This window comes from Streptomyces sp. TLI_146, assembly GCF_002846415.1.
Classification (GTDB): domain Bacteria; phylum Actinomycetota; class Actinomycetes; order Streptomycetales; family Streptomycetaceae; genus Streptomyces.
In genome coordinates, this window is the sequence record NZ_PJMX01000002.1 from 20,171 (window position 1) to 40,433 (window position 20,263).

Genomic DNA, 20,263 nt, shown 5'->3' on the forward strand with positions numbered 1-20,263 from the left:
CCTGCAATGACGTGCAGCACCGAAGGCAGCGACTGAAAATTTTTCGGTCGCTGTCCTTCGGTCGCTGCCGCTCGTTGCGTAGCTGGGCCTGTATCCGACACGGAGGAGCCCTTTTCGGGGGCCTGCGCTCACCTCGCCGGAAGCTTCGCTAACCTATGTCCGTCGTTGAGTCGCTTCAGTCGCTGAGTAGGGGAACCACATGACTGCTGAGCTGCGTTTTTCACGCAGCGACTCAGAGCAGTCAGCATCTGGGCCGACGCTTGCCGAGCTCGCCGGGATGGGGCCGCTCGCCCTGGCGCGGGGCTGCGCCGCCCGGGCCTGGGCCGTGCACCCCCTCGGGCCGGGACGGAAGACGCCCGTGGCCAACTGCTCGCGCTGCCGCCGCCCGGGCCATCACTACGACGGCTGTGCCTGCATCGCGGCCGGCCGCTGGTGCCACGGCTTCCAGGCCGCCACCATCGAGCCGGAGTTGGTCGACCGGTGGTGGGGCAGCGACCCGCACCTCGGCGTAGGGGTCGCCTGCGGAGCCTCGGGCCTCGTCGTGATCGACGTCGACGTGCACTCCCAGCCGCTCCCGGGCCGCGACCGCATCCTGCCCGGCATCCCCATCCACGACGACGTCGATCTGATGGGCATGTCCCATGGCTTCCACACCCTGGCCGTCCTGGCCGCTCTGCGGGGCGAGAAGAGCCCGGCGGACGACGCCTCGACCCTGCGCGTACGCACCCCCTCGGGCGGGCTGCACATCTGGTACGAGGCCGTTCCCGACGGCCGGCGCTGGTACTCCTCCGTGGGCCAGGGTGGAGGCTGTTCCCTGGCCTGGCAGGTCGATGTGCGGGCCCACGGGGGGTACATCGTGGCGCCCGGGACCGTCACCCCGGCAGGGACGTACCAGCCCCTCGAAGGGGCCGGGGACCCCGCCCCGCTGCCGTCCTGGCTGGCCGACGAGCTGGCCCGTACAGGGCATCTGAGGACCGCTCAGCGCGTTGCGCGCCAGCCCCGCCCCAACCGTGCCCGCCAGGCCGTCATCGCCGCAGGAGCCGGGCGGGAGCAGGCGACGCGGGTGCTCGCCGCCGCGCTGGCCGAGGTCGCCGACTGCGCGGCCGTGGCCGAGGGCGCGGGCTTCACGGACAAGCTGAACCGGGCCGCGTACACGGTGGGCGGGCTGGTCGCCGCCGGGTACCTCGGGCAGGACGCGGGGGAGCGGGTGCTGCTGGAGGTGGCCGAGTACGCGCGGCCCGGCCAGGAGCGCCGGGCCGCCCCGATCGTGCGCGGCGGCATGGCCGCCGGGTCGCGGCGCCCCCTGGAACTGCGGAGCCGCCCATGACCGCCTCCGGCAAGGGCAGCGGCGGCCGTGGCCGGGGGCACGAGGACGTGCTCTTCGACTTCGACCCGCAGACGGTCGCCTCACAGATCCTTGCGCACTCCCCGGCCCCAGGGGCCGGGGAAGCCCTGCTGCCCGCTCAGACGGGCAGCCAGGGCCCTTCTGAGGCCCGTCCGGGATCGGCGCAGGAGCCGGTGACGCACGGGGCGGCAGCGGCCGTTGGGGACGCGGAGGCGCCCGGCCACACCTCGACGCACGCCGGCCTGCTGCCCGACACGCTCACCGACCGGGGCAACGCCAAGCTGTTCGTGAAGCTGTTCGCGGACGACTACCGGCATGTGCCGGGCCTGGGCTGGTACCGCTGGGACACCACCCGCTGGCAGCTCGACGAGGACGACACGGTGATGTGGGCGGCCGGCGACCTGGCCGAGAACATCGCCGACAGCGACCCGCGCGGCCTGTACACGGTGCAGTCGCTGCAACAGCACCGCCGCCGGGCCCTGTCGACGGCCGGGATGAACGCGATGCTGGCGCAGGCACGTTCGGCGCCGGGCATGGTGCTGAACGCGGCGCTGCTCGACGCCGACCCGTACGCGCTGTGCACGCCCGCCGGGATCGTCGACCTGCGCACCGGGCTGCTGCGCACGCCCGACCCGAACAAGGACTTCCACTCCCGCTCGACGTCGACCGGGCCCCGGCAGATGCCGACGCCGCGCTGGAACCGGTTCCTGACCGACACGTTCGGCGAGGACGCGGAGTCCTCCGAGATGATCGGCTTCCTGCATCTGCTGCTGGGCTACTCGATCACCGGGGACGTGGGCGGGCAGATCATGCCGTTCCTGTTCGGATCGGGCAAGAACGGCAAGTCGGTCCTGCTGGACGTGGTGATGAAGCTGCTCGGCGACTACGCCGACGCGGGTCCCCCCGGTTTCCTCATGGCGCGGCCCTTCGAGGGGCACCCCACCGACCTCGCCGAGCTGCACGGGCGGCGCGTCATCGTCTGCTCCGAGGTCAAGCCCGGCGACAAGTTCGACGAGGCCCGCGTCAAGCTCCTTACCGGCGGCGACCGCATCAAGGCCCGCCGGATGCGGCAGGACTTCTTCAGCTTCCAGCCGACCCACAAGCTGTGGCTGCTGGGCAACCACCGCCCCGAGGTCGGCACCGGCGGCTTCGCGTTCTGGCGCCGTATGCGGCTGATTCCGTTCGAACGCGTCGTCTCCGACGAACGCAAGATCGACAACCTGGCGGACGTCCTGGTCACCGAGGAGGGCCCGGGCATCCTGAACTGGCTGATCGAGGGCGCCCGCCGCTATCTGGGCGGCGACAAGGACCTCACCGGCCCGGAGCGGGTGCGGATCGCCACGACCGTGTACGCGGAGACCGAGGACCACACCGGGCGGTTCTTCGAGGAGACCTGCGCCCTGCACCCCGACCACCGGGCGGAGCAGACCCGCCTCTACGCCGCGTACCGGGCCTGGTGTCAGAATGAGGGGGCACCCGTCATCACCTCCCGCGCGTTCGCCGCGCGCGCACGCGAACTGGTCGGGCTGGCCTCGCCCAAGGAGATGATCTTGTCCAATTCGCGGAAGTACTACCCGGGCATCGGACTGCTCGCCGACGAGGAGAGGGCATGAGCTCCCTGATCACCGACGACGAGATCAGCCATGAGACCGAGCTGGTCTGGCTGGAGGACATCTCCGGTCTCGACTACGTGCGCCAGAGCCTGGACCGGCTGCCGACGCGCCGCAGCAAGCCCGCCTACCACCGCGACGGGCGCATGGTCGGCTACGCGCTGCTCGGCCCCAAGGCCAAGGCGTCGCCGTCCTCGGGCACCTGGCGCAGGCGGGTCTTCTGGGTGCTGCCGCACGACCGCGACAGCGAGCCGGACGGCCTGTACGCGACGGGCGCGCCCGCCGAGGCCATCGACCCGCGCACGCTCGCCCCGGGCAGCAAGGGCCGCAAGACGGAGCGCTCGGAGGGCGGTCCGCCGTCCTCGGCGATGCGCGAACTCGGGATAACGCTGCCGCTCTGAGACCCGCGTACGCGCAGCGAGGGCATGGGCGTACGAAAACTCCGTCAGCGGTAGGAGTGGCCCTGCCTACCAGGTCGCCCCCGCCGGCTGTCGCGTCGTCGCGTTGAGCCGGTTGAACAGGTTCGTCAGGGCGATCATCAGGGTCAGGGCGGCGAGCTGGCGTTCGTCGTAGTGGCGCGCGGCCTCGTCCCAGACGGTGTCCGGTACCGGGTCGGGGCGGTCGTTGAGCCGGGTCGCGGCCTCGGCCAGGGCCAGGGCGGCCCGTTCGGCGTCGGTGAAGCAGCGGGCCTCGCGCCAGGCCGCCACCGCGTGCAGCCGCTCGTCGCTCTCCCCGGCGCTCTTGGCGCTGAGCACGCCGCCGTGGACGCAGTACGAGCATCCGTTGATCTGGCTCGCCCGCAGGTGCACCAGTTCCAGCGTCGCCTTCGGCACTCCGCCGTTCTCGGCGGCCTCGAAGGCGGCGAGCAGGGCCCGGATCGCCCGCATCGCCCCGGGCAGCACCACGGCGGGGTTGCGCATCCGGGGCGCGGGTGTCGTCGCGGCGGTCATGGTGTGCCTCCTTGTGCTCGTCCGGTGCTCGTCTCACGAGGACCAACGAGCCAGTACGGCAAACGGGACGACCCCGGTACGGGGAAACCGCGCGGGAGCGGAAAAACGGCCGGGCTGCCGGCACCGTCCCCGCAGGGGGAGGTGCCGACAGCCCGGTGTGCCCGGAGCCGTTCGGCGCGGGCCGAGCCCGGAAGGGGCGGCTCAGCTCTCGCTGGCGCCGTTGCCCGACAGGATCGGGATGTTGTCGATGACGTGCGAGAGCGGCTCGTCCTTCTTGGCCTGGGTCGAGTTCTCCGTGCACTGCTGGTTCTGCTGGGCCGACAGGATCGGGATGTCCTGCACGCCGACGTTGAGCAGCGCGACGAGGGACTGCGCCTGGACCTTCTGGAGCAGGCCGATGCAGGGCTTGTTGAGCGTGCCCTGGATCACGCTCATCTGGCCGCTCATGTCGCCCTTGGTCTTGGCGTTGCCGTACGACTGCACGGAGTCGTTTCCGCTGAACGACGTGGAGCCGTTCTCGTTCCCGATGGCCATGGCCTGGGGCGCCACCATCATCGTGACACCGGAGACGGCTGCGGCGACGGCCGCGGCCGACCACACCTTCTGCATGTTGGCTCCTTATTGAGTCCGGCTCCACGGGCGGAGCTCTGTGGTCATCAACGGCCGGACACCGCAAGCGGTTGCTGTCCGTGAGGTTTGATGGCCCGAATGGCCTATCCGGGCCGTGAACGGGCGCGTCGCACGGTATGGGTGTCAAGGACCCCTCCCGCGAATTCGAGGTGACAGACATGCCGGAGCCCGAACGCACCTGGCACCGACAGGCGTTCATCCCCGCCAGCCGCAGGGAGAGCGCCCCGCCGCCCGCACCGGTCGCCGGGCCGCCCATCTACCAGGAGCTCGCCGAGGCCTGGGCCGCCCGGGGCCGCACCCTGCCGGGCGGCCCCGACCGCGAGTGGAAGGCCGTGATGGCCCGCCCCTGCTGGCCCGCGTGAACCTCGTCCGTACGGGCGGGAGTACGCGCGTACGGACGGGAGTACGCGAAAGGGCCGGGCCACCGATGACGGTGGCCCGGCCCTTTGCGTTCGCGCGGGCGGTTCTCGCGCGGCCGGTCAGCTGTGGCGGGCGCCGTTGCCCGACAGGATCGGGATGTTGTCCAGGATGTGCGAGAGCGGCTCGTCGCCCTTGGCCTGGGTCGAGTTCTCGGTGCACTGCTGGGTCTGCTGCGAGGACAGGATCGGGATGTCCTGCACGCCGATGTTGAGCAGGCCGATGAGGGACTGGAGGTTGGCCTTCGCGGGCAGGGCGATACACGGCTTGTTGAAGGAGCCCTGGATGAGCGCGATCTGCGGGCTCATGTCGCCGTAGGTGGCGGAGTTCCCGTACGCCTGCATCGCGTTGTTCCCGCTGAACGTGGTGGTGCCGTTCTCGTTCCCGATGGCCAGGGCCTGGGGCGCCGCAGCCGCGGAGACTCCGACGACGGACGCGGAAACGGCAACTGCCGCCATAGCCTTCTTGAGCACGCTGGTCCCTTCCTCATGGATGCCCCGTCCGGAATGGATGCCCCGACCGGAGCTGTAGGAGCTGTCTGGTCAACTGACTTGTCGCGCTTTGGTTTCCCTCCCTCACCCATACGGCCGATCGGCGGCGGGCCGTCGGGAAGAGGGAACTCAACTGCGTTTCGCCGTGGACATGTTGGGGCGGCGGTGCAGATGGAGGAAGGAGAGCCGGGTGTTGGTCTCGGCGGTGCGCAGGTGGGGCGGTGTGCGGTCGCCGGGGGCGGCCGGGCCCTCGCCGAGCCCGGCGAACAGATGCCAGTCGTCGGGCGCCACCCGCCACGACAGCCGGCCCGCCGCCGTGTGCACATGCACCAGCGACCAGCCCGTACGCTCCGCGGTGACATCGCCGCCGTGCAGCCGCGCCACGTACGAGATCAGGGCGGCGCGTTCCTGGTGCAGTGCGTCCAGTTGATGGTGCAGGGCCGCCAGGCGCTCGACCAGCCTGAGTTCCCTGTCGCTCCAGAAACCGCGGCGCCGCCGTCTGCCGGCACCCGCGTCAGCCGCGCTCGCGCGCTTCAAAGGACCTCCTGTTGATGAGAAACGAAACGGAATGATAAACGGCCTGCATACGTCCGCCCCCGTGGCGCGCCGCATGGCAGCCTGAATTCCGTTCCCCACCGATCGGGTGAATGGGCGTCACTAAAACCTCACCAAGGCAGTTGATCGGAGTGCGGTAAACGCGTGAACTCCTCTCTCCAGAAAAGGAACACCCTGTGATCAAGAAGGTTATGGCGGCCACGGCGGTCACCGCGTCCATCCTCGGTGCCGCAGCCGCCGCCGCTCCTCAGGCCATGGCCATCGGGAACGAGAACGGCGCCACGGCGTACAGCGGGAACGACGCGAAGCAGGCCTACGGCAACCAGAAGACTGAGGGCGACATGAGCCCCCAGCTCAGCCTGGTCCAGGGCTCGCTGAACAAGCCGTGCATCGGCCTGGCGCAGAAGCTGCAGGCGCAGTCGATCCTTGCCCTGATCAACGTCGGCGTGCAGGACATCCCGATCCTGTCGGCCCAGCAGAACCAGCAGTGCACCGAGAACTCGACCCAGGCCAAGAAGGACGAGCCGCTCTCGCACATCCTGGACAACATCCCGGTTCTGTCGGGCAACGGCGCCAACGGCAGCTGAAACGCGCCCGCGACTTCGCCTGAGTGACGGCTGTCGGCACCTCCGTTTTTCCGAGGTGCCGACAGCCTCATTTCTTTGTGGTGCCGTGCTACGGGCGGGGCGGCTGCCAAGAGAGTGAATATACGGCGTACGCCTCCTGGCCGGTTTCCTTTACCCCGCGCAATCGTTACCAATTCGTCAGCGGTGCCTCTCCTGTGCGCCGCGCGCAACAATTCGTTGCGCGGCCTTTCTCAAAGGAAAGAGAAACAAGTGAAGTACATGAAGACCGCCACTGTCCTGGCCGGCCTCGTCATGGCCGCGGGTGCGGCCACCCCGGCCCTCGCCGACGCCGGTGCCCACGGTGACGCTGTCGGCTCCCCGGGTGTCCTGTCGGGCAACGTCATCCAGGTCCCGGTCCACGTGCCGGTGAACGTGTGCGGCAACTCCATCAACATCATCGCGCTGCTGAACCCCGCGTTCGGCAACGTGTGCAAGAACGACTGACACCGCACCAGGGATTTCTCCCGCCGGCTTCGGGACGTGCGGCGGCATATCCCGGAGCCGGCTCCCGAACCGAGAGCGCGAGCAGACCGTGAGCCCCCAGGAAGGCAGCACCGCATTGCGACAGGTCATCAAAAAGACGCTGTTCACCGCCATGGCGGCGTCCAGTGTTCTCTCCATGAGCGGCGCCTGCGCTCACGCGGCGGATGCGAATTCCGAAACCGGTGATTCCCCGGGCGTCCTGTCCGGCAACTCCATTCAGGCCCCGCTGGACGTTCCGGTGAACGCCTGTGGCAATACGGTCGACCCGGTGGCCGCGCTCAACCCGTCGTTCGGCAACACCTGTTCGCACGGGGAGCGGGACGACGAGCGTGCGCACGAGCGGTACGAGCGGTATGAGGGGCGCGACTCGTACGACGACGAGGACGACGCGTACCGCGGGCGCGGCGGGGGTCACGACTACGGGCGTGGTGACGGCTACGAGCGGCGCCACGAGTACGGCGGTTACGGCGACGACCGCGACCGCGAGGGCTCGTACGGACGTGAGCACGGACGCGGTTACGGCGACGAGTACGGGGACGAGTACGGCGGTCGGGACGACTACCGCCGGGACGAGCACCGCCACGGGGAGCACCGCCACGGCGGTTCCTCCGGCAGCCACGCCGTGGCGCACGGCTCGCCGGGTGTGCTGTCCGGCAACGCGGTCCAGGCCCCGGTCAAGGCGCCGGTGAACCTGTGCGGCAACACGGTCAACATCATCGCGCTGCTGAACCCCGCGTTCGGCAGCGAGTGCGCGACCAAGGAGGGTGGCGGCCCGCGCCACGCCCGGCCGCACGCCCGCCCGCCGCACGTCACGCACCGCGCGCACCCGCCCGTGCCGGTGGCCCCGCGTCCGGTGACGCCCGCGCCCGAGGCGAAGCCGCCCGTACCGCACACGCCGGTGGTCCACGCGCCGAAGCCGCACCACCCGGCGCCCCACCACCCCGTGACGCACCCGCCGGTCGCGCACACCCCGGTGACGCACGCGCCCGCGCCCCAGCCGCCGGTGCACCACGTCCCGGCCGCGAAGCCGCCGGTGCACCACGAGCATGTGACGCCGCCGGTCCACCATGAGCACGCCACGCCGCCCGTGCACCACCGTCCGGCCGCACCGCAGCCCCCGGCTCCCATGCCTCCGGCCCCGCAGCCGCCCGTGGCTCAGCCCCCGGCCCCGCAGCCGCCCGTGGTCGCCCCGCCGAAGGTGACGCCGCCGGTGACGGTTCCGCCGAAGGCCGAGCGGCCGCCCGTGCAGGTGCCGCGGCAGACGCCTCCGGCGGCCAGGCCCGAGGTGCCCGCGCGGCACGTGGTGCCGCCGGTGAACCGGGCGATGCCGCCTCAGCACGTACGTACGTACACGCCCCGGCACGCGGCCCCCGCCGCGCCGAGCCGTCCGCAGCTCGCGGCGACCGGTGGGGACGCGGACCTGCTGGGCGCGGCCGGAGCGGCCGCCGCGGCGCTCCTGATCGGTGGCGGGATCCTCTACCGCAGGGGCACGGTCGCGGCGCGCAGGTAGCAGCAGGAGGCCGGGAGAGCCGGAGGGCGCTCTCCCGGCCTCGGGGGACGGTGACGTACCGTCACATCGGGGCGCTCGCCCACGGCAAGGGAGAGCCGACGGCTGGCGGACGGGCGCCGTTCACGCACCTTTCAGTGGAGCACACCGGCCGCGCCGGGCCCGCCCGCGTTCACCCGATCGGCGAGGACTTCACACGGACGGGGCCCGGAGCGGCGCGGGCCGTCAGCGCTGTTGTCTGCCCAGCCGTCGGTGCACACCCCTCAGCACCCGCCGCGCCGTGAACTCCGCCCCGTGCGCGGACCGTATCGCCGGGCCGAAGAACGCCGCCGTCAGCAGACCCGCGAAGAACAGCCCCGGGTGGGCGGATTCGAAGCGGGTGTCCACCCAGGGGGGTGCGTCGGGGGTGCGGCTGAGGCGGCGGCGTACCGGCATCGACAGGACGGTGACGCCGTCGGTGGCGGCGCCCGTGGGGTCGGTCAGCCGGTCGGTCAGCAGAAGGCGTACGACGGTGGGCAGGCGGCGGAACAGGGCCGGGTGCGTGGCGCCGAACCGGCTGGGGCGGGGCGCCCCGCAGGGCAACTTGCCTGCTGGGGCCGGGAGTTCGGTGAGCGGGGCGGGGCCCAGGGCCAGTACCACCGTCCGGGTGCGCATGCTCTCGCCGTCCTCGGTCACCACCTCGAAGCCGTCACGGCCGTAGGGGCGGACCGCCGTCACCGTCCGGGCGTCCGCGGTCCGCTGGGCGCGGCGGCCGAGCAGGCGCAGGCGCAGGCCCGCCGCGGTGGCGTGGGCGGCGATCGAGCGGCCGTAGGGGCCCGCGCCGACGACGATCAGGTCGTACTCGTACATCGCGCGCGTCTCCTCAAGGCCGTCCTGGCGATGTCCTTTCCCCGGTGCCGGTTTCGGTCACCGTGTGCGTACCCCAATAGAGGGATCAACGTACCCAACTGATTATCTTCCCGATCAGCGTAATAAGAATATTTTCCGATCGGGTATATCGGGTATGGGGGATCCGTCGTGGAGGAGTGGGCATGCGCCAGGGGAAGCACGGCAGCGGGAAGAGCGGCGACGCCACGCGTGGCAGAGGAAAGCACCGGCGGAAAAGCCGGGCGGCCACGGCAACCTATAAAGCGGCGTGCGCGGTTGTGGCCGCCGGGGCTCTCGTCTCCTGTCTCGCCGTCGCCCCGCCCGGACGCGATCCCGGACCCCTGGGCGGCGCCGAACCTGGCCCGAAGCACCCGTCCACCACCTGGTTCGGTGCGTTTCTGGAGTCCGACGACCGGGGTGTGGAGCGGATCGGGGAGCTGGAGAAGTGGCTGGGGGGAGCCGATCTGAGGGTGGGTCATACGTATCTGCCCGGGGAGACCTGGGGCGATATCGAGGGCCGCGCGGAGTTCCTGGGGAGCTGGGCGCGCTGGCGGCGCCAGCGCGAGGACCGGCTTTTCGTCCTCAATGTGCCGATGCAGGCCCACAATGAGGCGGGCGTTTCGGACAACGGGGTCCGCAGGCTGCTGCGGCAGGGCCAGGAAGGCCGTTTCGACGAGCATTTCAGGAAACTCGCCGAACGGCTGGTCGCGCTGAATATCCCGGACACGGTCGTCGTGCTCGGCTGGGAGATGAACGGCACCACGTACACCCATCGCTGCGGGCCGGACCCGGAGGCCTGGAAGGCGTACTGGCGGCGTGCCGTCGCCGCGATGCGGTCGGTGCCCGGCCAGAAGTTCCGGTTCGATTTCGCGCCGAGCCGGGGGCGGGACGCCGTGCCGTGGACGGAGTGCTATCCCGGTGACGACGTCGTGGACGTCATCGGCATGGACTCCTACGACCAGCCGCCGGGCCAGAGTTTCGACGAAGAGGTCAAGGAGCCGTACGGCCTGCAGCAGCACGTGGACTTCGCCGCCGCGCACAAGAAGGAGATCTCCTATCCGGAGTGGGGTCTTTTCCGTAACGGCGACAACCCGGAATACATGCGGCGCATGCTCGAGTGGATGGACGCGCACAAGCCGCTCTACAACACCATCACGGATTACTGCCCGCACGGGGTGTGGCAGTGCGGGGCCAATCCGCAGGCGGCGCGGGTGTACCGGTCGGTGCTGTTCGGCCGTACGGATCCGGCGCCGGTGCCGACGCCCGTGCCGACGCCGAAGCCGCCGGTGGTGCCGCCCGTAACTCCTCCGGTCACTCCGCCGGTGACACCGCCCGTGGTGCCGCCGGTCACTCCGCCCGTCACCCCGCCCGCGCCGACCCCGGCCGTGCCCCCAGCCGTGCCCCCGGTGAAGCCGCCGACCAACCCGCAGCCCACACAACCCCCGGCCAACTGCCGGCCCATGGACCTGGGTCCGTGGATCGAGTACTGGCTCGGCGGCAAGCTCTGCCTGCGGTTCGACTGGTACTCCCGCAGCAGATGAGCTCCCGCATCCTAGGGGCCCAGCATGACCTAGCTTGCTAGGCCCCTAGGATGCTAGCATCGCGTCTCGTGGGTGATGAGGAAGTCAAGCAATTCAACGTGTATCTGCCGATCTCGCTGATCAAGCAGGTCAAGTTCCGGGCCATCGAGTCGGGCACCTCCTTGTCGGCGCTGGTGGCCGACGCGCTGCGTGCCTACCTCGACGACGCCCACGAGACCGCACGGCAACCGACCGAGGGGGAGAGCTGACATGGCGACCGAGGGCAGGGCGACCGAAGGCATCGAGGCCGTTTTCCTGACGACCCACAACTGGGGCAGGGAGGCGAAGTTCTTCCAGGCGCTCGGCTACGAGCTGGAGTTCGCGACCGACCACAACTCCGCGCTGCTGCGCAACGGGGACGGCGCGTACGTGTTCGTCGCCGAGGTCCCCGAGGACCAGGAGCCGCAGACGCGGCTCGTGCTGAGGGTGCCCGACGCGGACGCCTTCGTCCCCGGCCCGGACCTCGAGGTGATCACGCCGTTCGAGGACACCCACTACGGGACCAGGGAGATGACCGTACGCGACCCCGACGGGCGCGTGTGGAGCCTCCAGGCTCCGGCCAAGAAGTAACCCGGCACCGCAGGAGGGGGAGCACCATGAAGGACGCGACAGCGCGCGAGCAGGTCGCCGCGCCCGACAACACCGCCGTACGGACCGCCCTGTGGCGGGCGCTGCACCTGCGGGTCGACCCGGCGCCCCACATCGTCGAGGACGAGGTCGGTCTGCGGATCGCGGACCCGGGCGAGGGCTGGCGCGAGCGCCCGGACATGGACCCGGAGCGCACCAGCGGGCTGCGCGCGGCCATCGCGGCCCGCGCCCGTTTCGTCGAGGACCTGATCGCCGAGCAGGCCGAGCAGGGCGTCACCCAGTACGTCGTGCTGGGCGCGGGTCTGGACACCTTCGCCCAGCGCAGGCCGGAGATCGCCTCCCGGCTGCGGATCTTCGAGGTGGACCAGCCGGGCCCGCAGGCCTGGAAGCGCCGGCGCCTGGCCGAACTCGGCTACGGCATACCCGAGTGGCTGCACCTGGTGCCGGTCGACTTCGAGGCGGACGAGGACTGGTGGGAGCGGTTGGCCGCCGCCGGTTTCGACCGTTCCCGGCCCGCGGTCGTCGTCTCCACCGGCGTCAGCATGTACCTCACCGAGGACGCCACCGCCGCGACCCTGCGCCGGATCGCCTCGCTCGCCCCCGGCTCGACGCTCGCCATGACGTTCCTGCTGCCGGTCGACCTCGTCGACGAGCGCGACCGCCCCGGCCTGCTGGCCAGCGAGGCGGGCGCGCGGGCCGCGGGCACGCCGTTCCTCAGCTTCTACGCCCCGCAGGACATGCTGCGCCTGGCCCGCGAGGCCGGTTTCCGCGACGCCCACCACGTGTCGGCGGCCACCCACGCCGCACGCTACTTCGCGGGGCGCACGGACGGCCTGCGCCCGTCCAGCGGGGAGGACGTGCTGGTGGCCACGGTCTGACCGGGTACGGGCACGTGCCGCGGCCGCGAACGCGGCGAGCGGATCCTCGAAACCGTCCGGGAGGGCGCCATATGACACAGCGAGCAACGATCACCATAGAGCGCGTCGACGGGCCGGCGGCCGCGCGAGCCGAGGACGCGTTCAGGCTGGTCTACGCCGAGGCGTTCGCGGAACCGCCGTACCACGAGACCGCGGACGACGTCGCGGCCGCCTTCCGGACTTTCCGCTCCCGGACCCGCGAGGGGACCTTCCGCGCCTGTCTGGCCCGTACCGGGGACGGCGAGCCGGTCGGCATGGCGTACGGCTACCCGGTCGGGCCCGACTCGGCATGGTGGGACCAGCTGACCGAGGCCGTTCCCGACGACATGCGACGCGAGGACGGGCGCCGGACGTTCGGCCTGAGGGAACTCGCCGTGCGCGGGCCGTGGCGCGGGCAGGGCGTCGCGCGCCGGCTGCACGAGACGCTGATCGACGGTCTGGAGGCCGAGCGGGTGCTGCTCAACGTCCACCCGGGCAGCGAGGCGGCGTCGGCCGCCTACCGGGCCTGGGGGTACCGCAAGGTCGGCGAGGGGCGCCCGTGGGAGGGTGCGGACCTGCGGGACGTGATGGTGCTCGGCCTGCGCACCTCGCCCACGGGGCTGGTGGGATGACGTACGGACGGCGGCTCAGCGCCCGCCGTCCCGCCACCTCCGTACATACCGCGCCGCCCACCTCCGCCCCCGCGCATATCCCGCGCACCACCACAGCAGCGGTGCCGCGCGGGTGCCTCGGGCCAGCAGGAAGCGCTGGTTGTGGAGCGTGTCGGGGCGCCAGTGGTGTTTGTACGGCTCGTCGCCGCGCAGCAGGCTCAGTACGGTGCGGCCCGTGCCGTCCAGGCGGCGGGTCGCGGCGCGCATCAGCAGGGCCGCCACATCCACCTTGCGTGCGCGCAGGGCGGGGTGGGCGCCGTAGAGGTAGCCGCCCGCCAGGGAAGGGGACTGGAGGGTGAGGTCGACGGCCACCACCTCGCCGTCGAGCACGAACTCCGTCAGGGCCGCCTCCCCCTGAGCCGTCATCAGGCACACGGCGCGGGTCAGGTGCTCGGCGAACCGGGGGCGGACATGCTCCGGGGTCACTCCGCGCCCGCTCCACTGCAACCGGTGCAGGGCGAGGAGGGAGGTGAGGGTCTTCTCCACCTCCTCGGGGGGGACCTGTCGTTCCGTCACCCCCAGTACGTCGATCTTGCGCAGTTTCGCCCGGACCCGCTGGGCCGGTTTCGCCGGCAGGCGGGTCAGGAGGTCCTCCAGGGGGGCCGCCGGGAGTTCCAGGCACGCCGAGTCCGCCAGGCAGGCCCTCGCCCCCGGCCACAGCTCGTGCAGCTGCTGCGCCGCGCCGCCCGGGCGCACCTCGCGCAGGTCCACCAGCGCGCCCCCGGCCGCCGCCCGCACCGCCGCCGCCAGCGCCCGCGCCGCCTCCCGCGCACAGTCGTCGTCGAGCAGGACGTCCGTGAAGTCGGAGATCGGGCCGCCCAGCGGCACCAGCGTGCGGAACGGGCGGAAGACCAGCATCAGCGGGGCCGCCGCGACCAGTTCGCCGCCCCGGCGCACCAGGACCACCCGCAGCCGCCCGCTCACGCCGTACGACGTCCACCACGAGTGCAGCCAGGCGTGGCTCTGGAACGGGGTCGCCGTGCGGCAGCGGCCGTGCAGGCGCCGCCACTCGTCGGCGAGCGCCGCGAACCGGCCGGTGTCCGTGCACACTTCGCCCACCAGAGCGGCGGTGTGGGATACGACCGTGGTCATCGGGGGCCTCCGTACGGCGACCCGGCCGGCAGGGCCGGTGCGGGCACCGGCGCGGGCTCGCGCCTTTTGGGGCGTACGAGCAGGATCAGGCCGCCCGCCAGGCCCCCGGCGCAGCCGCCCACCAGAGCGGTGAGCGAGGCGGGCGCCGACGACGGGTCGGCGGGCCTCGCGGCGCGCGAGAACTGGACCAGGCGCACCCCCGTGCTCTCCTGCGTGTGCTCGCCGTTGACTGTGAGCGCGCGCGCCACCGCGTTGGCGATGTCGGCCGCCTCGTCCGGGCGCCCCGAGGTGCCCGTGATGGCGATCATCGGCGCGTCCGGCGAGGTCGCCGTCTGCACGTTGCGGCGGATCGTGTCGGCGGGGACGCCCGCCCACGCCTGCGCGTCGCCGATCACCGCGACCTGGGTGGCGACCCGCCCGTACGCCTGGGCGAAGCCGAGGGCGGTGGCGGGGTCCGACTTGCCGGTGGGGGTGACCACGACATAGCTGGTCGCGGTGTACTCGGCCGGGCGCGCCAGCCCGTACACACCGCCCGCCGCCGCGCCGAGCAGCGCGCACACGGGCAGCGGCCACCACCTCGGCAGCGGCCGGTTGCCGAGGCGGGGCCGCACCGGGCGCCACCCCCTGCGGGATTCGCTCATCGCGCGTTCACTCCTGACGTGACTGAGGGGTCTGTGGGAACTCGCTGGTCGAGTACGGGAGTCGTGCCGTGCAGGGCCGCCCGGTAGACCGCCGCCAGGCGCGCCGCCGACGTGGTCACCGCGTAGTGCTCCACCGCCGCAGGGACGGGCAGGCGGCCGCCCGCCGCCTCGCGCACCGCCCGCAGCGCGCCGGTGAAGCCCGCCGCGTCGGCCCGTACCGCGCCCGGCGCCTGGCCCGGCGCCAGGTCGTCGACGGCGGGGCAGGTCGTGTACACGACCGGCAGGCCCGCCGCCAGGCCCTCGACCACCGCCAGGCCGAACGCCTCGTCGGCGGAGGGGGAGGCGAGGACGTCCATCGCGGCGAGCAGGGCGGGCAGGTCAAGCCCCCCGCCCGCGCCGTCGTACGCGCACTCGCCCGCGAAGCACACCCGCCCGGCCACCCCGAGCCGCGCCGCGAGCGCCCGCAGCGCCGCCTCCTGCACGCCGCCGCCCACCAGCAGCAGCCGCGCGCCGGGAAGGTGGGGCAGCGCCCGGACGAGGGTGTCGAAGCGTTTGCCCGCGACCAGGCGGCCCACCCCGCCGATGACGAACGCGTCCTCGGGCAGGGCGAGGAGGGCGCGGGCGCGGGAGCGCAGCAGCGGATCGAAGCGGAATCGGGCCGCGTCGATGCCGTTGGGCACCACATGGATGCGGCGGGCGGGCACCCCCCACTCCCGCAGCCGCCGCGCGATCGTCGCGGACACGGCGACCGTGGACGTGCCGAGCCGTTCGGACGCCAGGTACAGGGCGCGCACCCCGGCGCCGAGCGGGCGGCCCTCGATGGTGGCGGCGCCCAGCGAGTGCTCGGTGGCCACGACCGCGCGCACCCCGGCGATCCGGGCGGCGGCCCGCCCGTACAGGCAGGCGCGGTAGAGGTGGGTGTGGACCAGGTCGTAACGGCCCTGGCGGATCAGGCGGGTGAGGCGGGGCAGGGCGCTCAGGTCGCGGTTGGTGGCCATGCCCAGGTGTTTCACCTCCACCCCGTCGGCGGCCAGGCCCTCGGCCACGGCGCCCGGATTGGTGAGGGTCACCACGTCGCAGGTGGCGGGCAACTGGCCGAGCAGCAGGCGCAGTTGCTGTTCCGCGCCGCCCACGCCCAGGCCGGTGATGATGTGCAGGACTCTCACTGGGCCTCCGGGTCCGGTACGGGCGTGGTGCTCGGCTCGCTCGCCTCGCGCGGCGGGCCGAGCACCGGCGGGCGGTCCTCGGGGACGAATCCGTTGCCCGGGCCGTCGCCGGGCGAGCGGCGCCGCCAGCGGTGCAGACGGCGTTTGAGGTGCAGGCGCGGGGCGGTGTCGCGCTCGCCGATGTGGACGCGCGGCAGGGCGTAACGGCCGGTCAGAGGGCCGGGGTCGATGGCGCAGGCGTAGCTGTAACCGGCTGTGCGGACCGCGTCCATGGCCCGCTCGTCGACCGTTCCGTACGGGTAGCAGAAGCCCAGCACGTCCCGGCCGGTCAGGTCGCGCAGCAGGGCGCGGCTGTGTTCCGTCTCGTGGCGCAAGGTGGTGTCGTCGGCGGTGGTGAGGTCGGTGTGGAGCAGGCCATGGGAGCCGATCTCCATGCCCCAGGTCAGGGCGCGGCGGATACCGTCCTCGTCAAGGAGGGGGCGGCGCGGGCCGATCGGGTCCCAGTCGTTGACGCCGCCCAGGCGGCCGGGCAGGGCGAACACGGTGGCCGTGCAGTCGTAGCGGCGCAGCAGCGGCAGCGCCTCCTCGGTGAAGTCGGCGTACCCGTCGTCGAAGGTCAGACCCACCAGGCGGGTGCCGCCGCCCGCCGCGCGGGCCCGCAGCAGCCGGGCCATGCCGACGCCGAGCAGCCCGCGCCCGCGCAGCCAGCGCAGTTGCCGCTCCAGCCGGCGGGGGGTGACGGTGATGTGGTACGGGTCGTCGGCGCGGGCGCCGACCGAGTGGTACATCGCTGCCCACAGGGCAGGGGTGTCAACGGGCATGCCTCGGCCTTCGGGTCAGGGGGCGGGACAGCAGTCGGAGCAGGGCCAGGAGCAGGAGCAGCGGGGCGAAGCCGCGTACGCGGGCGGCGCGGGCCAGCGCGAGGAAGGCGGCGACGGCCGCGAGCGCGCCGGTGGCGAGCGCGGCCAGAGGGTCGGCCACCTGGGCCGCGCACCACCAGCAGGCGGCGCTCGCCCCGGCCCCGGCGGCGGCCAGTTTCAGCAGTTCGCCGCCGACCCGGCGCCGGGCCAGGCCCACCGAGCGGCGGCCGGTGCCGGCGAGCAGCAGCAGGGCGCCGCTCGCGATGCCGAGCGCGTTGGCGGCGGCGATGCCGCGCGCGCCCCACACCGGCGCCGCCCACGCCCCGGCGGCGGCCGTCACCGCCAGGCACACCAGCATGGTGACGGCCGGATACCAGGTGGGGCGGGCCGCCGAGAAGTACGAGCGGACCAGGACGCCGACCACGGTCTGGGCGAGCAGGCCCAGCGCGTACACGCGCATCACGGCGGCGGTGGCGGCGGTGTCGGCGGGGCCGAACTCGCCGCGCTGGAACAGCACCTCGACGATCTGCGGGGCGCAGCCGATGACGACGGCGGCGCCCAGCAGCACGATCGCCCCCGCCACCATCAGATCGCCCTCGACGCGCCGCCGGGCCCGCTCGGTCTCGCCCGCCGCCAGCGCCCGCGCGACCACGGGGAAGGTGACGGTGCACAGCATCAGGGAGAGCACCATCGGCATCTGCGCGACCTTCTGCGCGTAGTTGAGGTGCGAGATCGCCCCGGCGGGCAGCGGGGCGGCGAGGTGGCGCTCGACGAGGGTCTGGCACTGGCGGCTGAGCGCGAAGACGACGACGGGGGCGACCATGGCCAGGCGCAGGGCGCCGGTGGGGTGCTTGCGCGGGGCGCCGGTGGGCTGCCTCGGGGCGGTGGAGTGTTTCGGGGCGCGAGGGGTTTCGGGGCCGGACAGTGCGCGGGGAGCGGGGAGTTCTGGGGCAGCGGGGAGCTCTTGGGGGCCGGGCGCCTTCTGGGGGTTGGAGAACTCTTGGGGGCCGGAGAGCCCTTGGGGGCCGGGCACCTCCTGGGGGCCGGGGAGCTCTTGGGGCCCTGGGGCCGCAGCTCGGCCGCGCGCGGATCCGCCGGGCCTGCCCGCGCCGCGCGGGCTCACGCCGGACTGGTCCGCGCCGGACGGGCCCATTCCGCGCGGCCCCCCGACTGACCCCAGCAGCCCGTGCAGCCATCCTTCGCCCCACGGCGCTCCGCGCCGCCGCCGCATCCCCCGCCACAGCGACGGCGCCTGCGCCGCCACCATCAGGGCGCCGCCGGCCGCGACCCCGGCCGCCGCCGCCCGTACGCCCCAGTGGCCGCCGAAGGCCAGCAGCACCGTGATGATGCCGACGTTGTACGCCACGTAGATCGTCGCCGGGGCGAGGAAGCGGCCGTGGCCGCGCAGGGCGGCGCTGCAGTATCCGGCGAGGCCGAAGGTGAGCGCGCAAGTCGAGGTCAGGCGGGTGCAGTCGACGGCCACGCCCGGCTCGGGCAGGCCGGGGGCGAGCAGGTCCACCAGGGCGGGCGCGGTCGCGATCAGCAGCGCCGAAAGCGCCGCCAGCGCCAGCATCAGCCGGGGCAGGGTGGCCGCGACCAGGGCCCGGACCGGGTCGGGGCCGCCGCGCCCGCGCCGCAGGGCCGCCAGGCTGAACGCCGGGACGAGCACCAGCGCGAGGCCGTCCTCGATGAGGAGGGTGGCCGCGACCTCCGGGACCGTCCACGCCACCAGGAACGCGTCGGTGTCGGTGTCCGCGCCGAAGACATGCGCGAACGTCTGGTCGCGCAGCAGCCCGAGCACCGCCCCCGCCACCGTCAGCGCGGCGGTGACGGCGGCCGCCTTGGCCAGGAACCCGCCGGAGGGGGAGTCGGGGCGGCCCGCGGCACGGCGGCCCGTCGGTGCGGGGCCCGGCAGCGTCGTACGGGAGGCGTCGCTCATCGCCGCGCGGCCTCCCCGTCGCCTCGGCGCCCCAGCGCCCACCACGCGGCGAGGCCCAGCGCGAGGGCGGTCAGGACGGTGGAGGGGCCGCCGATGTCGCCGTAGAAGAAGTCAACGAGGAGCCACAGCAGCAGACCGGTGGCGGCGAGGCCGCAGTCCCGCTCGCCGGGGCGGGCGTACAGCCGTCGCAGCGCGCACACCAGCAGCGCCGCCCAGCCCGCGACCAGCGTGCACACCCCCACCAGGCCCTGTTCGCTCAGGATGAGGAGGTACATGTTGTGCGGCGACAGCAGCGGCTGGCGGCGGAAGGCGGCGCCCGCGCCCGCCGTGTCGCTGCCCGACGACAGGGCGAGCGGGGCGTGGCTGTCGCGGTGGGCCGGGAAGCCCTTGAGGCCGACGCCGGTCAGCGGCGACTCGCGCCACATCCCGGCGGCCGCGCTCCACAGGGTGTACCGGTCGGTGACCGACTGGTCGGGGGCGTCCGCGACCTGCGTGATGCTGGACAGCCGCTCCTGGAGCAGCGCGGTCCCGGCGCCCGCGCCGCCCACCACGACGACGGCGAGGGCGACGCCGGTCACGGCGACGCGCAGGGCCCGCCGGACGCCCGCGAGCAGCAGCAGCGTCACGCAGGTGAGAGCCGTCGCGATCCAGGCGCCCCGGCTGAACGACAGCGCCAGCGGCACCAGCAGCAGGCCCGCGCACACCAGCGCGCCCGGACGCCGGGCGCGGCCCGCGCCGCTGTCGGGGGCGAGCGCGAAGGCGACCGCGGCCACCACGCCGTAGGAGACGACGGTCGCCATGCCCATGATGTCGGAGGCGCCGAAGGTGCCGACGGCGCGGATGTCCTCGCCCATGTACGAGGCGCCGGTCGCGGTGAGGTACTGGCGCACCCCCACCGCGCCCTCGACCAGGGCGAGCGCCACCAGCGCGGCGGCGACCACCGTGAAGTCCCGCCGGTCGCGCACCAGGAGCAGCACCGAGAGGGGGACGAGGACGAAGATCTGGAGGTAGCGGGCCATCCCGGCGAGCGCCTCGCCCGGGTCGCCGGCCCCGGCCGCGGCCACCGCGATCCCGGCGGCCGCGACCGCGAACAGCCCGGCCGCCGCCGGTGTCAGGGGCCGGGCCCCGGACCGCAGCGACGAGCCGAGCGCCCACAGGACCAGGACGCCGGAGGCGGCGTCGGCGAGCGTCCCGGTGCCCGAGCCCTCGGCGCCCGCGCCGCCCGGCGGCGGCACCGCGAGCAGCGCGAGGACGGCGAGCAGGGGCAGCAGGTGTACGTGGCGGCGCACGGCCGCCGCTAACGCGGGCGGGGCCGTGGTGCGGGGTGTGGCCGCCGTGGTCTGAGCCAT

The 20,263-nt window shown here is 73.2% G+C and carries 23 protein-coding genes; 12 read left to right on the forward strand and 11 right to left on the reverse strand.

What is annotated here, in order from left to right:
* Window positions 1-277 precede the first annotated feature (277 nt).
* From BX283_RS39045 to BX283_RS39055, 3 genes are read left to right on the forward strand one after another with little or no spacing between them, the layout of a single operon-like run.
* Window positions 278-1,327 (forward strand): bifunctional DNA primase/polymerase, encoded by a 1,050-nt coding sequence (locus BX283_RS39045; RefSeq protein WP_257584504.1) that lies wholly within the window; start codon window positions 278-280, stop codon window positions 1,325-1,327.
* Window positions 1,324-2,958, forward strand: a complete 1,635-nt coding sequence (locus BX283_RS39050) for a phage/plasmid primase, P4 family (protein WP_101392905.1) — start codon at window positions 1,324-1,326, stop codon at window positions 2,956-2,958. Before BX283_RS39045 ends, BX283_RS39050 begins: the two co-directional genes overlap by 4 nt.
* A complete protein-coding gene (locus BX283_RS39055) occupies window positions 2,955-3,356 on the forward strand; it encodes a DUF6009 family protein (RefSeq protein ID WP_101392907.1) in 402 nt (133 codons plus the stop codon). The genes BX283_RS39050 and BX283_RS39055 overlap by 4 nt, the downstream gene beginning before the upstream one ends.
* 66 nt (window positions 3,357-3,422) lie before the next feature.
* Here the strand turns inward: BX283_RS39055 and BX283_RS39060 are convergent, their stop codons facing one another.
* Window positions 3,423-3,905: a carboxymuconolactone decarboxylase family protein gene (locus BX283_RS39060; RefSeq protein WP_257584505.1), complete on the reverse strand. Its 483-nt coding sequence runs from the start codon at window positions 3,903-3,905 to the stop codon at window positions 3,423-3,425.
* Window positions 3,906-4,106: 201 nt separating this feature from the next.
* Window positions 4,107-4,514, reverse strand: coding sequence for a rodlin (locus BX283_RS39065; protein WP_101392909.1), 408 nt, complete (start codon window positions 4,512-4,514; stop codon window positions 4,107-4,109).
* Between the two features lie 179 nt (window positions 4,515-4,693).
* Here BX283_RS39065 and BX283_RS39070 point away from each other — a divergent pair, with 179 nt between their 5' ends.
* Window positions 4,694-4,897 (forward strand): hypothetical protein, encoded by a 204-nt coding sequence (locus BX283_RS39070; RefSeq protein WP_101393045.1) that lies wholly within the window; start codon window positions 4,694-4,696, stop codon window positions 4,895-4,897.
* Window positions 4,898-5,014: 117 nt separating this feature from the next.
* Here the strand turns inward: BX283_RS39070 and BX283_RS39075 are convergent, their stop codons facing one another.
* Together BX283_RS39075 and BX283_RS39080 are read right to left on the reverse strand one after the other, a co-directional pair.
* The gene (locus BX283_RS39075) at window positions 5,015-5,425 is read right to left on the reverse strand and encodes a rodlin (protein WP_101392911.1); all 411 of its coding nucleotides are present in this window, start codon (window positions 5,423-5,425) and stop codon (window positions 5,015-5,017) included.
* 147 nt (window positions 5,426-5,572) lie between these two features.
* The gene (locus BX283_RS39080) at window positions 5,573-5,980 is read right to left on the reverse strand and encodes a hypothetical protein (protein ID WP_101392912.1); all 408 of its coding nucleotides are present in this window, start codon (window positions 5,978-5,980) and stop codon (window positions 5,573-5,575) included.
* A gap of 194 nt (window positions 5,981-6,174) precedes the next feature.
* Here BX283_RS39080 and BX283_RS39085 point away from each other — a divergent pair, with 194 nt between their 5' ends.
* The 3 genes from BX283_RS39085 (at window position 6,175) to BX283_RS42275 (ending at window position 8,617) form a co-directional block, all read left to right on the forward strand.
* Complete coding sequence (locus BX283_RS39085; protein ID WP_101392914.1) at window positions 6,175-6,585, forward strand: rodlin; 411 nt, start codon at window positions 6,175-6,177, stop codon at window positions 6,583-6,585.
* Window positions 6,586-6,843: 258 nt separating this feature from the next.
* Window positions 6,844-7,068, forward strand: a complete 225-nt coding sequence (locus BX283_RS39090; protein WP_101393046.1) for a chaplin — start codon at window positions 6,844-6,846, stop codon at window positions 7,066-7,068.
* Between the two features lie 175 nt (window positions 7,069-7,243).
* On the forward strand, window positions 7,244-8,617 hold the full coding sequence (locus BX283_RS42275) for a chaplin family protein (protein WP_373979774.1): 1,374 nt from the start codon (window positions 7,244-7,246) through the stop codon (window positions 8,615-8,617).
* 222 nt (window positions 8,618-8,839) lie between these two features.
* Here BX283_RS42275 and BX283_RS39100 read toward each other — a convergent pair whose 3' ends face one another.
* On the reverse strand, window positions 8,840-9,463 hold the full coding sequence (locus tag BX283_RS39100; RefSeq protein ID WP_101392916.1) for a hypothetical protein: 624 nt from the start codon (window positions 9,461-9,463) through the stop codon (window positions 8,840-8,842).
* Between the two features lie 182 nt (window positions 9,464-9,645).
* Between BX283_RS39100 and BX283_RS39105 the strand changes: the two genes are divergently transcribed.
* The 5 genes from BX283_RS39105 (at window position 9,646) to BX283_RS39125 (ending at window position 13,177) form a co-directional block, all read left to right on the forward strand.
* The gene (locus BX283_RS39105; protein ID WP_107503704.1) at window positions 9,646-11,022 is read left to right on the forward strand and encodes a glycoside hydrolase family 26 protein; all 1,377 of its coding nucleotides are present in this window, start codon (window positions 9,646-9,648) and stop codon (window positions 11,020-11,022) included.
* 68 nt (window positions 11,023-11,090) lie between these two features.
* Window positions 11,091-11,270 (forward strand): ribbon-helix-helix protein, CopG family, encoded by a 180-nt coding sequence (locus BX283_RS39110; protein ID WP_101392918.1) that lies wholly within the window; start codon window positions 11,091-11,093, stop codon window positions 11,268-11,270.
* Between the two features lies 1 nt (window position 11,271).
* Complete coding sequence (locus BX283_RS39115; protein WP_101392920.1) at window positions 11,272-11,631, forward strand: glyoxalase; 360 nt, start codon at window positions 11,272-11,274, stop codon at window positions 11,629-11,631.
* Window positions 11,632-11,657: 26 nt separating this feature from the next.
* Window positions 11,658-12,527 carry a class I SAM-dependent methyltransferase gene (locus BX283_RS39120; protein WP_101392922.1) on the forward strand — a complete coding sequence of 290 codons (870 nt, stop codon included), beginning with the start codon at window positions 11,658-11,660 and terminating at the stop codon, window positions 12,525-12,527.
* A gap of 71 nt (window positions 12,528-12,598) precedes the next feature.
* Window positions 12,599-13,177 (forward strand): GNAT family N-acetyltransferase, encoded by a 579-nt coding sequence (locus BX283_RS39125; protein ID WP_101392923.1) that lies wholly within the window; start codon window positions 12,599-12,601, stop codon window positions 13,175-13,177.
* Window positions 13,178-13,192: 15 nt separating this feature from the next.
* Here the strand turns inward: BX283_RS39125 and BX283_RS39130 are convergent, their stop codons facing one another.
* Genes BX283_RS39130 through BX283_RS39155 form a run of 6 tightly spaced genes read right to left on the reverse strand, consistent with a single transcriptional unit; the run spans window position 13,193 to window position 20,263 of the window.
* A complete protein-coding gene (locus BX283_RS39130; protein WP_101392925.1) occupies window positions 13,193-14,308 on the reverse strand; it encodes a GNAT family N-acetyltransferase in 1,116 nt (371 codons plus the stop codon).
* Complete coding sequence (locus BX283_RS39135; RefSeq protein ID WP_101392926.1) at window positions 14,305-14,949, reverse strand: lipopolysaccharide biosynthesis protein; 645 nt, start codon at window positions 14,947-14,949, stop codon at window positions 14,305-14,307. The genes BX283_RS39130 and BX283_RS39135 overlap by 4 nt, the downstream gene beginning before the upstream one ends.
* Complete coding sequence (locus BX283_RS39140; protein ID WP_101392928.1) at window positions 14,946-16,115, reverse strand: glycosyltransferase; 1,170 nt, start codon at window positions 16,113-16,115, stop codon at window positions 14,946-14,948. The genes BX283_RS39135 and BX283_RS39140 overlap by 4 nt, the downstream gene beginning before the upstream one ends.
* Window positions 16,112-16,903 carry a polysaccharide deacetylase family protein gene (locus BX283_RS39145; protein WP_101392930.1) on the reverse strand — a complete coding sequence of 264 codons (792 nt, stop codon included), beginning with the start codon at window positions 16,901-16,903 and terminating at the stop codon, window positions 16,112-16,114. The genes BX283_RS39140 and BX283_RS39145 overlap by 4 nt, the downstream gene beginning before the upstream one ends.
* Window positions 16,904-16,925: 22 nt before the next feature.
* On the reverse strand, window positions 16,926-18,914 hold the full coding sequence (locus tag BX283_RS39150) for a lipid II flippase MurJ (RefSeq protein WP_257584509.1): 1,989 nt from the start codon (window positions 18,912-18,914) through the stop codon (window positions 16,926-16,928).
* A complete protein-coding gene (locus BX283_RS39155) occupies window positions 18,911-20,263 on the reverse strand; it encodes an O-antigen ligase (protein WP_101392932.1) in 1,353 nt (450 codons plus the stop codon). The genes BX283_RS39150 and BX283_RS39155 overlap by 4 nt, the downstream gene beginning before the upstream one ends.

Coding starts and splice junctions, on each gene's coding strand:
- BX283_RS39065 (WP_101392909.1), bottom strand. CDS start 4,514: ATGCAGAAGGTGTGGTCGGCCGCGGCCGTCGCCGCAGCCGTCTCCGGT.
- BX283_RS39105 (WP_107503704.1), top strand. CDS start 9,646: ATGCGCCAGGGGAAGCACGGCAGCGGGAAGAGCGGCGACGCCACGCGT.
- BX283_RS39150 (WP_257584509.1), bottom strand. CDS start 18,914: ATGAGCGACGCCTCCCGTACGACGCTGCCGGGCCCCGCACCGACGGGC.
- BX283_RS39090 (WP_101393046.1), top strand. CDS start 6,844: ATGAAGACCGCCACTGTCCTGGCCGGCCTCGTCATGGCCGCGGGTGCG.
- BX283_RS39135 (WP_101392926.1), bottom strand. CDS start 14,949: ATGAGCGAATCCCGCAGGGGGTGGCGCCCGGTGCGGCCCCGCCTCGGC.
- BX283_RS42275 (WP_373979774.1), top strand. CDS start 7,244: ATGAGCGGCGCCTGCGCTCACGCGGCGGATGCGAATTCCGAAACCGGT.
- BX283_RS39050 (WP_101392905.1), top strand. CDS start 1,324: ATGACCGCCTCCGGCAAGGGCAGCGGCGGCCGTGGCCGGGGGCACGAG.
- BX283_RS39115 (WP_101392920.1), top strand. CDS start 11,272: ATGGCGACCGAGGGCAGGGCGACCGAAGGCATCGAGGCCGTTTTCCTG.
- BX283_RS39045 (WP_257584504.1), top strand. CDS start 278: ATGGGGCCGCTCGCCCTGGCGCGGGGCTGCGCCGCCCGGGCCTGGGCC.
- BX283_RS39055 (WP_101392907.1), top strand. CDS start 2,955: ATGAGCTCCCTGATCACCGACGACGAGATCAGCCATGAGACCGAGCTG.
- BX283_RS39060 (WP_257584505.1), bottom strand. CDS start 3,905: ATGACCGCCGCGACGACACCCGCGCCCCGGATGCGCAACCCCGCCGTG.
- BX283_RS39120 (WP_101392922.1), top strand. CDS start 11,658: ATGAAGGACGCGACAGCGCGCGAGCAGGTCGCCGCGCCCGACAACACC.
- BX283_RS39070 (WP_101393045.1), top strand. CDS start 4,694: ATGCCGGAGCCCGAACGCACCTGGCACCGACAGGCGTTCATCCCCGCC.
- BX283_RS39125 (WP_101392923.1), top strand. CDS start 12,599: ATGACACAGCGAGCAACGATCACCATAGAGCGCGTCGACGGGCCGGCG.
- BX283_RS39130 (WP_101392925.1), bottom strand. CDS start 14,308: ATGACCACGGTCGTATCCCACACCGCCGCTCTGGTGGGCGAAGTGTGC.
- BX283_RS39145 (WP_101392930.1), bottom strand. CDS start 16,903: ATGTACCACTCGGTCGGCGCCCGCGCCGACGACCCGTACCACATCACC.
- BX283_RS39155 (WP_101392932.1), bottom strand. CDS start 20,263: ATGGCTCAGACCACGGCGGCCACACCCCGCACCACGGCCCCGCCCGCG.
- BX283_RS39100 (WP_101392916.1), bottom strand. CDS start 9,463: ATGTACGAGTACGACCTGATCGTCGTCGGCGCGGGCCCCTACGGCCGC.